The sequence below is a fragment of the Marinimicrobium sp. genome, from assembly GCF_002695945.1.
Lineage (GTDB): Bacteria > Pseudomonadota > Gammaproteobacteria > Pseudomonadales > Cellvibrionaceae > Marinimicrobium > Marinimicrobium koreense.
The window spans coordinates 1-12,857 of the sequence record NZ_NZQP01000064.1 but is presented as its reverse complement, the minus strand read 5'-3'; the positions used below and the strand labels follow the sequence as shown (position 1 = coordinate 12,857).

8 protein-coding genes are annotated in these 12,857 nt (G+C 58.3%); 2 read left to right on the top strand and 6 right to left on the bottom strand.

Features of this window, described 5'->3' with window-relative positions:
* Positions 1–2: 2 nt before the first annotated feature.
* Positions 3–1,724, bottom strand: a complete 1,722-nt coding sequence (locus tag CMG77_RS14655) for a GMC oxidoreductase (RefSeq protein ID WP_286875564.1) — start codon at positions 1,722–1,724, stop codon at positions 3–5.
* 157 nt (positions 1,725–1,881) lie between these two features.
* Here CMG77_RS14655 and CMG77_RS14650 point away from each other — a divergent pair, with 157 nt between their 5' ends.
* Positions 1,882–2,805, top strand: a complete 924-nt coding sequence (locus CMG77_RS14650; protein ID WP_286805788.1) for a sugar phosphate isomerase/epimerase family protein — start codon at positions 1,882–1,884, stop codon at positions 2,803–2,805.
* A gap of 111 nt (positions 2,806–2,916) precedes the next feature.
* On the opposite strand, the gene CMG77_RS14645 is transcribed toward CMG77_RS14650, so the two are convergent.
* From CMG77_RS14645 to leuA, 4 genes are all read right to left on the bottom strand, one after another.
* A complete protein-coding gene (locus CMG77_RS14645; RefSeq protein ID WP_286805786.1) occupies positions 2,917–3,171 on the bottom strand; it encodes a YidH family protein in 255 nt (84 codons plus the stop codon).
* Positions 3,172–3,222: 51 nt separating this feature from the next.
* Positions 3,223–4,941, bottom strand: coding sequence for a sensor domain-containing diguanylate cyclase (locus CMG77_RS14640; protein ID WP_286805784.1), 1,719 nt, complete (start codon positions 4,939–4,941; stop codon positions 3,223–3,225).
* A 171-nt stretch (positions 4,942–5,112) separates the two neighbouring features.
* On the bottom strand, positions 5,113–7,833 hold the full coding sequence (locus tag CMG77_RS14635) for a TonB-dependent receptor (RefSeq protein ID WP_502691956.1): 2,721 nt from the start codon (positions 7,831–7,833) through the stop codon (positions 5,113–5,115).
* 332 nt (positions 7,834–8,165) lie between these two features.
* Positions 8,166–9,833: a 2-isopropylmalate synthase gene (gene leuA, locus CMG77_RS14630; protein WP_286904982.1), complete on the bottom strand. Its 1,668-nt coding sequence runs from the start codon at positions 9,831–9,833 to the stop codon at positions 8,166–8,168.
* 295 nt (positions 9,834–10,128) lie between these two features.
* On the opposite strand from leuA, the gene CMG77_RS14625 reads away from it, so the two are divergent.
* Positions 10,129–10,599, top strand: coding sequence for an Lrp/AsnC family transcriptional regulator (locus CMG77_RS14625; protein WP_286904980.1), 471 nt, complete (start codon positions 10,129–10,131; stop codon positions 10,597–10,599).
* Positions 10,600–10,616: 17 nt separating this feature from the next.
* On the opposite strand, the gene CMG77_RS16250 is transcribed toward CMG77_RS14625, so the two are convergent.
* A complete protein-coding gene (locus CMG77_RS16250; RefSeq protein ID WP_502691955.1) occupies positions 10,617–11,327 on the bottom strand; it encodes a sialate O-acetylesterase in 711 nt (236 codons plus the stop codon).
* Positions 11,328–12,857: the final 1,530 nt, after the last annotated feature.

The following is a 12,857-nucleotide window of genomic DNA, read 5'->3' as shown; positions in this document are numbered from 1 at the left end:
CCTTACAGATTGCGTTTATTGAGTTGATCCACCGCGTAATGCGCGGCCCGGGCCGTCAATGCCATATAGGTCAGGGACGGATTCTGGCAGGCGGACGAGGTCATGCAGGCGCCGTCGGTCACAAACACGTTGGGCACCGCATGCAGCTGGTTGTGACCATTGAGCATGGAGGTTTTGGGGTCACGCCCCATGCGGGCGGTGCCCATTTCATGAATGGCGAGCCCCGGGGCCTGCTCACTGTCAACGGTCTGAATGTTCTTGTAGCCGGCTTTTTCCAGCATCTCGGCGGCGCTGTCACGAATGTCCCGGGTCATATGGTGCTCGTTGTCCGAGTAATCACAGTCCATATTCAGCAGTGGCATGCCCCAGGCATCGGTCTGGTCCTTGCTCAGGGTCACTTTGTTGTCAAAGCGCGGCAGAAACTCCCCCATACCGGTCATATTGATCCGCCAGGGGCCCACCTCACTCATCTTGTGTTTGAACTCGGCACCCAAAGGGGCATCCCCTCCATCAACGTTGCCCTGGGCCCGATAGGCACCCACCGAGTAGGAGAAACCGCCGATGTACTGATCCTGCTTGTCGTCAAAAATATTCCGGAACCGGGGCAGATAAGTGCCGGTGGGGCGACGGCCGTAATAGTAACGGTCTTCCAGCCCCTCCACCTCGGCACTCGCCCGGGCGCGATAATTGTGATCCATCAGGTAGTGACCCAGCACCCCACTGTCGTTACCCAGACCGTTGGGGAAGCGCTCGGAGGTGGAGTTTTTCAGAATCAGCGTTGTGTTCAGGGTGCTCGCATTAACGAAAATGATGCGCGCGAAATATTCGGTCACCGCCTTGGTTTCGGCATCGATCACCCGGACGCCAGTGGCACGCTGTTTCTGCTCGTCGTAAATGATGGAGTGCACCACCGAGTGTGGACGCATGGTCAGGTTGCCGGTGGCCGCGGCAGCCGGCAGGGTTACCCCGTTGCTGCTGAAATAACCGGTAAACGGGCAGCCCCGGGCGCAACGGGCCCGGTACATGCAGGGCCCGCGTCCATTGTGATGTTGCGACAGGTTGGCGGTGCGGGACATCACCAGATGGCGATTGGGGAACTGGCTTTCGATGGACTGCTTGAAGTGTTTCTCCACCGCATTCATTTCCATCGGTGGCAGGAACTCCCCATCGGGAATCTGCGGCAGGCCGTCGCGGTTGCCACTGATACCGGCAAACTTTTCCACGTGGCTGTACCAGGGGGCAAGGTCCTGATAGCGGATGGGCCAGTCCACACCGACGCCGTTGCGGGCGTTGCTCTCAAAGTCGAAATCGCTCCAGCGCTGCACCCAGCGAGCCCACATCAGCGACTTGCCACCGACCTGATAACCGCGAATCCAGTCAAAGGGTTTGCTTTGCTGGTAGGGGTGCTCGGCGTCTTTGACAAAGTGATGGGCGGTCGCCTGATTGACCGCGTAGCAGCGCGACAACACCGGGTTGGCGGCTCTGAACTCCGCGGACATCTCCCCGAACAGGGGCAGGTCCCAGGCCTCTTTGTGGGCGGTGGGGTAATCTTCAATGTGCTCGATGTGCCCGCCCCGCTCCAATACCAGCGTCCGCAGGCCCTGCTCACACAGCTCCTTGGCCGCCCAACCCCCGGAAATACCGGAGCCGATGACGATGGCATCGTAGGTATGCGATTGCTTGCCCGCTCCCAGAATGGTCGCGCTGACCTTGGTTGTCGCCATAACCACACCTTATCGTTATTGATCAATTTCGGGGTACACTGCCCCCACTGGCGAGCCATTATTACCCACCTGTGCAACAAATGAAACCGGTTGCACGGTCAAAAAATGCTCGCTAGACTGACCCAACCATTCAAAATCGACAATAAAGTGAGGACTTATGGACCGGATACCGCTAGGACGACGCCATTTCCTGAAAGGCGCCGCCACCCTCGGTGCCGCCGTGGCGGCGGCCTCTACTCTGCCCGGATGTGGCAGCCTGATCGGCAAGCGCAATACCTTCGATATTTCCCTGGCGCAGTGGTCCCTGCACCGCCGCTTCTTCAGCGGAGACGCCAACCCCATGGACTTCGCGGCCATTACCCGGCAGGAATTCGAGATTGGCGGTGTCGAGTACGTCAATCAGTTCTACAAGGACAACCTCTCCGACGCCCTGGTCCAGGACCTGCGCCAGCGGGCGGACAATGAGGGCGTGCGCAGCCTGTTGATCATGATCGACGGCGAAGGCGCCTTGGGTGCCCCCACCGAAGCCGATCGGAAACAGACTGTGGACAACCACAAAAAATGGGCCGACGCCGCCCACGCCCTGGGTTGCCATTCCATCCGGGTAAACGCCCAAAGCCAGGGCAGTTACGACGAACAGCGCGAGCGCGCGGCCGACGGCCTGGTCAAGCTGGCGGAGTACTGCGAACCCCTGGGCCTGAACGTACTGGTGGAAAACCACGGCGGCCTGTCCTCCAACGCCCGTTGGCTGAGCCAGGTGATGGAAACCGCCAACCACCCACGGGTGGGCACCCTACCGGATTTCGGCAACTTCACCATCAATCGCGAGACCGGCGAGAGCTACGACAAGTATCAGGGCGTGCGCGAGCTGATGCCTTATGCCAAAGCGGTGAGCGCGAAGAGCTATGCCTTTGATGCTCAGGGTAATGAAACCAGCATCGACTTTCACCGGATGATGGATATCGTCATGGCCGTGGGTTACAGCGGCTGGGTGGGCGTTGAGTACGAGGGCGATAAGCACTCGGAAGCGGAAGGGATTATTCTGACGCGGGATTTGTTGCGGTCTATCAAGGCTGGTTGATTTTCGTTGGGCCATAGAAACTCCTAGTTTTTATGGCCCAACTTTTACTTTTTGACCTCCTGAACCTCAACACTGAGCTCGGCTAAAAACTTAAAATCACGACTGTCGTCCTTAGGACTGTACCCTGGGAATCTCGCGGCGGACCTTGAGAAAACGGTAGACGCCAATCCCCGCCATGACCAATCCACCAAAAATGGCGACCCAGGCCAGCACGTTCAGAACCGGTTGTTCCGGTAGAAACTGCAGTACCACACCACCACCGATGATGACGGACAGCGCCGTGCGTATGTAGGACAGCAGGGTACGCTCGTTGGCCAGGTGGGTGCGCTCAACCGCAAGGTGGTCGCGCAGATCGGTATCACTCACTAAGAACCTCCATAGGGGTTTCTCGCAGATAGTCAGTCATGGCTCAGGGTCTCATTGAATAGTCTGTAATGAGGGATTCGACAGGCTGTCACGATAGATGACCGTGCAATTGCGTCCTGCCGCTTTGCCTTCATACAGCGCCTGATCGGCGTGTTTCATCATTTCATTGACGCTCAGCGCCTGGCCATGACGTTGCACCGGGGTCACACCACAACTGAGTGTGTGTGCGATGGAGTGCCCCTCGTAGAGGGTCGGTGTTCGGGCAAACTCTTCCCGGATACGCTCGGCAATAGCGCGTGCCGACTGTACTCCGTCGGTTCGCACCAACAAGGCGAACTCCTCACCACCGTAGCGGATGCAGACATCGGTGTCCCGGCAATGCGCCCTAAGTAATCGGGCCACTTCTCTCAGCACCTGGTCTCCAGCATCGTGGCCGTATTGATCATTGATCTGTTTGAAATAATCCAGGTCGATCATGATCAGGTACATGGGTTTTCGGTGGGCGGAACCGCTCTCGATAAAGCCTTCGTACTCACTCTGTAACAGCCGTCGGTTACCCAGACCAGTCAGTGGGTCCTGATTGGCCAGCGCCAACGCCTTGCGCCGTTCAGTTTCGAGATTCAGGAGACGCTCTGTTAACGCGACGGTCAGAAATACCGCCTCAAGCAGGCTTCCGACCTGCAACAGTATCAGTGCGTACATACCATTGGGAACAATGCTCAGGTAAGCACTGGCCAGCGTCAGAAGCAAGCTGACGCAATACAGCAGCCAGGCGAGAAAATACCAGCGCGCGTACCGCAGGCCGCTATACCACGCGTGAGCACCGATGACTGGCAGCACGAATGCAATCACTGCCAGGGTGATAAACGCGATGTGTAACGCCGGCTCGTAGGCGCCCATCAGGCGCACAGCAATCCCCACCAGAGCCACAAACTGGATTACCTGTAAAAGACGATGGTCCAGCGGGAAATGAACACGGGTATTCAGAAATGACTTGGAGAACTGGGTCGCGCAAAGTGCGAACAATAAGAACGCGATATGGAAGCCTTCGTTGTGTCCATAAACACTGTTGGGCCAGAGGTATTGAAAGCCAAAGCCGTTCAACAGCGTCCACTTCCAGCCCGTGGCCAGTAGCAATGCCGCATAGATGAAAACGCTGGGGCGACGCAGCAGGGTTCCAATGATCAAGGCAAGAAACAACATTACGGCCAGGGCGCCGTAATAGGCACCAAACCATAGATTTTCGTACTGTACCGCCTGAGTGAATGCTTCCGGAGAATACAGGGTAAACTGAAGACTGACCGAGTCCGGCTTGTCGTAATAGACCTTCAAATAAATATCCGTGTAACTCTCACCCGCTGTTTGACCTGGAAACGCCAGGGTGCGGTAATCAATCGGGCGTTCATGAAAAGAGACCCGGTCGGACAGGTGCGCTTGCTCGAACTTCGAATCGGCTGTATCACGAGTATAAAGCTCGATGTGATCTAGGTAGGACGTCTTGTGGACCAGAATCCAGGAAACGGACTTATTGTGAGAGTTAACCAACCGGGTGCGTAACCAGTAGGCCTGGCCCGATATCCCCTGATTGATGTCGGCCCGGCGCAACGGCCGGAACCCCGCGCCGGTTCGGACCTCCTGAAAGGTCAAATCCGGTGCCGCAGACCGAAATTCGACTTGATCCACCAGAGACTGTTGAGTAAGCCCCTCAAGCTCAATGACAGGCTCCCGAGCGTGGGTTGCCGTGCTGACCAGCAGCAGGACAAGCAACAAAAGAAGCGCCCGCGGCCCGAGCGTTGCCACGGTTGTCGTAGTACGGTCTGTAATCATTCAGGGGCCAGGTTCGCAGTGCCGATACCGGGAGTATAGGCGAAAAAAAAGCGCCACCCCAGTGGGTGGCGCTCATCAGCTACAGCCCGGCTCGCAAGCGCGAGCCGTCGAGGGTCAGTAGGTGTAACGCAGGCCGAGGTAAACCTCTCGGCCAGTGGTGTTGTACTCACGCACCAGGTTCATGTCGCCCAGCGGACCGGTGGTGTACAACCGCTCGGTCTCGTTGGTCATGTTGATGCCTTCCAACGTCACCTTCAGGTCATCGGTGATGTTGTAGAACGCCGACATGTCCAGACGGGTTGGACCGGTGGTCGCTTCCTGGGCGTTGCCGTTGCTGCCATTCGGGCTGGTGATGTAGTCATCCCGGCCGTTGATGGAGCCACGGATGCCGTAGCGATCGGTCTCGTAGTACAGCGTGAAGTTGTAGCTTTCTTCCGACAGGCCCGGCAACGTGCTCACCACCGAACCGAAGTTCGCCTCGGAGCTCACGTAGGTGTAGTTGGCAATCATACCCAGGTTGTCGAACGGTGCCGGCAGGAAGGTGAACGGCTGCTGATACGCGATCTCCACCCCATCGAGCTGAGCGCCATCGCCGTTGACCGGCTGGGAGGTAAACCAGGCCGAGCCGTTGATATCCACCGCGTTGGGCTCAAACAGCGGAGAATCCGGGTCGTAGGCCGGGTAGTTGGACACGATCTGGCGCAGCTCCGGGGTGAGCGGTCCTTCCACTTCGTCACCGCTGATGAAGCTTTCGATGTCTTTGTGGAACAGGGTCACCGCCAGCAGCGCTTCGCTGTCGAAGTACCACTCCAGGCCCAGATCCACGGCGCTGGCGCGCATCGGGTCGAGGTTCGGATTACCGCGGCTGATGTTGCCGTTGATCGGGGTTACGCCGGTCACGGTGGGTGACAGGCTGCCCAGTCCCGGACGGGTGATGTTGCGGGAGATGTTGGCGCGCAACAGCAGGTCTTCTTCAATTTCCCACACGATGTTGGTCGAGGGCAGCACGTCGGTGTAGGCGTTGTCCTCGGACAGCAGGATCGCCTCACCGGTGACCGGATCTTCGGTAGCACCGCTGGAGGTCATGAACGTCCGGGCGATACGCAGGCCGGTGTTTACCCGGAAGGGACGGTCAAACACGCTGGTTTCAAAGTCCACTTCACCGTACAGGCCCATGGTCTCTTCCTGTACGTTCCAGGAGGAGGCGTCGACCGGCACCGGGGTGAATTGACCCGCACCGTAGGCGGCAATGGTGTTGTCGAAGTGGGCGATCAGGAAGTCGCGGGGAAAGCCGCCGGGCGCATCCAGGCCGCTGGCAAAGTCATCGATACCGATACCGGTCAGTGAGGTGGCCAGATCCGAGGTCACTTCATCCGGTGCATCGATGGTGCCTTCGGTCGGGTTGTAGCGCAGAGAGTCCACTTCCCGGTCGTTGTAGATAAAACCGGTTTTGAACACGGCGCCGCCCTGNTCGGTTTCCAGATCCAGGCGGAAGGTGGTGTTGTCACGATCCACCACGTCTTTGCGCAGCGTCGGGCCGGAGAAGAAGTANTTCGACGGNTCNAGAATNTCGAACCCGTAGCTCATNTCCGCAATGTNGGAATNNGCACCGAANTCGAAGNTGAAGTCGTGNCCTTCCGANGCGGTCAGGTTGAAGCGGTACTGTTCTTCATCGTGNTCGGAGTTGGCGTTACCCAGCATGAAGCTCAGTTCGGTGCGATCGCTCAGATCGTACTTACCGGAGAANACGGTCTGCAGGAAAGTGGTTTCCGAGAACTGGCCGCGNCTTTCCGAACGCGGGGTCACGTTNTGGAAGGTACCGGCCACGATCTGACGNCCGGCGGCNTCCAGGGTCACACTGGTGGGTGTGATTTCATCGAAGGTGTTNCGGAACTGGGCGAANTAGTTGTAGGACTCGCGGTCGTTCGACAGNTCGGAACCGACGATGTCCANACCCANNTCCAGGCGATCATTGGGGCGGAACTGGAANGCGGCGGTCACNCCGGTGCGATCCTGGGTGTTGCCGAAGTAGTCCATCCNNGGCAGGCGCGGGGTCCACATGTANTCGAGCGGATCGTCACCTTGAGTGTATTCGGGGTGGTTGGTNTCCGGNTCGGGNGTGCCGTTGATGGTGGTACCACTGGTGTCCGCCCAGCTCTGGCCNTTGGCAAACGGCGAGGTATAGCGCACGGTGCCNAANCCTTCCTGACGCACGGTNCGGGTNGANTGNGCNACCGANAACAGCACNCCGACGGTGTCGTCCATAAAGGTGTTGCTCACCAGCGCNGCGAANCGCGGNTCGGCTTCGTCGGCGACGTTATCCACGGTGAACTGNCCGCTGACGCTGGCGTTCAGGCCGGGGTTATCAAACGGCTTGGCGGTAAACANCTCCACGGTACTGGCCAGACCGCCCTCTTCCACCGACGCCTTGGGCGANTTGTGAATGTCGATGCGGTTGAACAGTTCCGAGGCGAAGATGTTGAAGTCCATGGAGCGGCCGCGGTTGACGCCGCCGGAGGAGTCCAGGCCGCCGGCACTGCCGGGNACTTCCATACCGTTCAGGGTACTGCGGGTGAAATCCGGNCTCAGGCCGCGCACGGTNATGCTGCGNCCTTCACCGCCNTCGCGGGTGATGGCCACACCGGGNACCCGTTGCAGGGACTCGGCCAGGTTGAGGTCGGGCATTTTACCCATGTCTTCAGCGACAATGGTTTCGACGTTGTTGGCGGAATCGCGTTTGATNTCCAGCGCGCGTTCCAGACTCTGGCGGAAGCCGGTGACCACCACNTCTTCCAGNGCGCCAGCACCTTCGTCTTGGGCGTGGGCAGCGGGCATGGCAGCAGCAGCGAGCGCCAGGGCGAGCGGGCTCAGGTGGAATACTTTCATTCTCAAACTCCCTCAATGTTTATTGTTAGAACAGGGTTCTTGTATTGGAATGGCAACNNAATGGTTGCGCAATCAAATAATGGCACAGGTGTTACATGGGGTAAAGGGTTCGACGCAAAATAGACGACTTTACTTGAGTTAAGTCACAAAATACGGCTACTAAGGCATTTTGGCGCATGTAACAGCATTTTATAAATGCCAAAGGCATAAAAAAGCCAGGCCGTTATTTCAACCTGGCTTTACGGGTGTTGCTAGTGGTGTAAGAAGAACGCCGATCGATCTTAGNCGCTCATTCCCAGATCCCGGTTCACACCATTGATCAGCGCTTTGATGGCGGCCGCGACAATGTTCTTNTCCTGCCCGACGCCAAACACCGGCTTGTGATCACCCACTTTCACTTCGACATAGCATACCGCCGCCACATCGGAGCCGGCNCCCAGGCCGTGCTCGTGGTAATCCACCACCGTAATGGTCTGACCGGCGTGCTCACCNAGGGCCTNGGCGGCGGCATCAATCGGGCCATTGCCGGTACCGGTCANCTCCACTTCCTGNCCCTGGNACTTGCCCAGGATCAGGGTGTTCACCACGCCGTCTTCGCCATCACTGACCCGACTNCTGGTGTACACATAAGGCGCGTTGACCTGCAGNTACTCCTGATCAAACANNTTGTAGATATCGCCACTGGCNACCTCTTTGCCCGAGGTGTCACTGACTTTCTGGACCACGCCNCTGAACTCGATCTGCAGACGACGGGGCAATTCATANCCNGCCTGCTGCTGAAGCAGGAAGCTGACACCGCCCTTGCCGGACTGACTGTTCACCCGCACCACGGCATCGTAGCTGCGGTTGAGGTCNGCCGGGTCAATNGGCAGATAAGGGACTTCCCAATAGCCCTCCGGGTCCTGCACCGCAAAGCCCTTCTTGATTGCATCCTGGTGTGAGCCGGAAAAGGCGGTGAANACCAACTCACCCGCATAGGGATGGCGCGGATGAACCGGAAGCTGGGTGCACTCTTCGGCCAACTGGCGGATCTGATCAATGTCGGTGAAATCCAGNCCCGGGTGAANGCCCTGNGAGTAGAGGTTCATGGCCANNGTCACCAGNTCCACATTACCGGTGCGTTCGCCGTTGCCGAACAGACAACCTTCNACCCGGTCAGCCCCGGCCATCACCGCCAGCTCGGCGGCCGCCACGGCGGTACCCCGATCGTTGTGCGGGTGCACACTCAGAATGATGCTCTCGCGATTGTTGAGGTTGCGGTGCATCCACTCGATCTGGTCGGCGTAAGTGTTGGGCGTGGACATTTCCACGGTCGCCGGCAGGTTGAAAATCATCTTGCGTTCGGGTGTCGGCTGCCAGATGGCCGAGACCGCATCGCACACCTCTTTGGCGAACTCCACTTCGGTGCTGGAGAACACTTCCGGCGAATACTGGTACACCCATTCGGTGCCCGGTTGAGCTTCGGTGAGCTCTTTCACCCAGCGGGTGCCGCGCTCGGCAATCTCTTTGACNCCGGCCTTGTCGGTCTTGTAGACGATCCGGCGGAACGCCGGCGCNACGGGGTTGTACATATGCACGATGGCCCGGCGCGCGCCTTTGAGCGATTCCACGGTGCGGGCGATCAGATCCTGGCGCGCCTGGGTGAGCACCTCGACAGTGACGTCATCGGGAATGTGATCTTCCTCGATCAGGCGACGTACAAAGTTGAAATCGGTGTCGGAGGCCGACGGAAAGCCCACTTCAATTTCCTTGAAGCCGATCGACACCAGGGCTTTGAACAGGCGCAACTTGGTGTCCACATTCATCGGATCGATCAGGGCCTGATTGCCATCGCGCAGGTCGGTGCTCATCCAGATCGGCGCCTGATCAATGACCTTGTTGGGCCACTGACGGTCCGGGAGCTGAATGGGCTCGAAACGACGGTATTTCTTGGCGGGGTTGGCAATCATGGCTCGGCTCCGTTGGCNCAAACTTCGGTTTAAGGCACAAACATGGGTTTAAAAGGTTGCCCGAGGAGAGCGGTGACGTTCAGCCGGGTAGGCTGTTCAGTGGGGAGCAGAACGCTGCGGGTAGCAGTGAGAGACATCCCCGGGGTGGGCTTGTGGCCCGCCGCTCATCCGTTATCAGGCATTGGGGATAGTATATGGCTTACAGGCCGCCAATAAATTGCTAAGATGACTCAGATAACGCCGGTATTGGCAATTTATGCCAACAATTTAACCGTAATCAGAATATTGTATCCCCATGACCACTAAACTCGATCGTTACGACCGCATGATCCTCGACACCCTGCAGCATCGGGGGCGGATTACCAACCAGGAACTGGCCGAAGCCATCAGCCTTTCACCCTCCCCCTGCCTACGCCGGGTGAAACAGATGGAGGAAGANGGACTGATCGATGGCTATGTGGCGCTGTTGAACGCCCGCAAGNTGGGGCTGAACCTGATGGCGTTTATTGAAATCAGCATGGACAAGCACACCCCGGACCGGTTCAGCGCCTTTGAAGATACGATTGCGACTTATCCGGAAGTGCTCGAATGTCACCTGATCACCGGCCANTCTGCCGACTACCTGCTCAAGGTGATTGTGCGGGATATGGATGCCTATCAGCAGTTTCTGTTGCAGAAGCTGACCCGGATCGAGGGGGTGAGCGGTGTGCATTCGTCCTTCGTATTGAAAAGTCCGATTAACAGCACCGCCCTCCCCGTCGACTGATTANNGATAGTGAGCAATCACTTCCGAGGCCANTCGTCGGTCCGGAAGGGAGTCGCCGGCAGGCCCTCGCGATTGCACAGGTTGGCCTGATCCGGGTTGTCCGCCCAGGCATAGCGTACCGCCGTCGGCCGGCGAACTTCAGCGCTCTGTACCANCACGGAATCGCCTTCGATGCGCGCATCGGCCCAGACAAAATCGCGGTCTTCGCCGGCGATGGCAAATTCGGCCAAGGGTTNACCGTTNCAGGAGGCCAGCCCCGAGCNGGTATGCTCAAAGCTCAGGCGGACCTGGCGTCCATCCACTTCCATCCCGGTANAGATCGGACCAAAGGCCACCAGGTCTTCATCATAANCCACCGCCTGCGCGGCCAGGGCCAGCCGTTCACCCACGGTCTGCTTATCCAGCGGGTGAATATCGTTCCACTCGCCGACGTCTATGGCCACCGCCATACCGGTGTGGGGGACACGCAAGGTATTCAGTTGNGCTTCGCGCAGGCGGGCCCAGTCNCTGTCCACCGGCTCATCCCGGGTTTNCAGGTANTTGGCCAGNTGCACAAAAATNAACGGNTGATCGGGCTGCGCCCACTGGCGACGCCACTCGTTGATCACCGCCGGGAAGGATTCGTTGTACTCCGCCTCGCGACCNACATTGGATTCGCCCTGGTACCAGATGACNCCCTTGATGGCNTAATCGGTCAGCGGTGCAATCATGCCGTTGTACAACCCCATGGGTTTCCAGCGGATGAAGGTGGGCGGATCCAGGTTGTCCAATTGCGCACCCTGCTTGACCTTCCACTCACCGGTCAGATCGANGGCTTCATCCTCCCGACGCAGCTCATAGGGCTTGTCTTCCACAAAACCCGGTCGACCATTCTCACTGGTCAGGCGCACGGTCAATACATTTTCACCCGCCTTGAGCAGGCCTTCGGGCACCTCGTACCAGCGCGGCGGGTATTGGTAGCCNGTTTNTCCNACGCGCTCNCCATTCAGGTAGGTCACATCNGCGTCCACCAGGCGGCCCACTTCCAGAAAGGCCGCTTNANCGGCCCAGTCNTCCGGCAGNGTNATGGTTTTNCGCANCCACCAGACACCGTTGGCCTTGCCCTCNTCNCCCCAGNAACCGGGCAGNGTCACCGTNTCCCANTCGCTGTCNTCNANNTCCGGCTTGGCCCAGAGGGCNTCNCCGTNCTTGAANCCGGGGTCCAGTTCNTCCCGACGCTCNCGCCANTGNTGACCCCGNGCGNTATCCGCCGAGCTCACCTGCTCNATCANGTCATCATCCCGCCAGCGCTTGGCCTCTTCCAGGTGGTGCGGGAAGGCTTTCAGGGCGGACTCACTCAACCAGGCTTCCGACGGTGATCCCCCCAGNGCGGCATTGATCACACCCANCGGCACGTCGTATTGCTGATGCAGGTCCTTGGCGAAAAAGTACCCCACCGCGGAAATACCCGGCAGGGTTTCGGGAGTCACCGACAGCCATTCACCACCGTCCAGGTCCGGCTCGGGGTGTTTGAATTGATAGCGGTCAGGGACTTCAAAAAAGCGGATCTCGGGATAATTGGCTTCGGCCATTTCCTCGGCGTAAAGCGGTTTGGTCCGGGCCATGGTCAGCTCCATATTGGACTGACCGGAGGCGAGCCACACGTCCCCCACCAGAACATTCTCCAGGGTAAGGGTGTTCTCACCTTTAACCGTCAGCTCATAGGGGCCGCCGGCTTTCATTTCTGGCAAGGTCAGCTGCCAGCGCCCGTCATCGGCGGTCACGGTTTGCCACGTGAAACCCTGAAAGTGAACACTCACTGCCTCGTCCGGATCGGCCCAACCCCATACCCGGATTTCCGTGTCTCGTTGAAGTACCATGCCATCGCTGATCAAGCGCGGCAGGGTGACTTCGGCCTGAACGGCGGCACAACTGAGCGCCGCCCCCATCATCAATGCTCCAACCCGGTATTTCATCGTTATTAAACTCTCTTTGAATTAAAGGTGGCGCCGGTACACGTCAGGAACCAGGCTGTTATAGTCGTACTGATTATAACAATCCTGTGCTCATACTCCACCTCAAAACCCTCAGCGTGAAGAAGTGCCGTAGTCACCTTTTGGATAACTTTATATTCATGTTGACAACAATAAGCGGAGCGAATTTACTCACTCCCTAGAACCCTTTGTCTAACGTCAATTACTTTGTCCGGTCCGCGTCAATTATCCTGGCCGGTTGAGCTGTCGCCGGTTTAAGTGGCGGCGGTTTGCTGCAATTGCTGC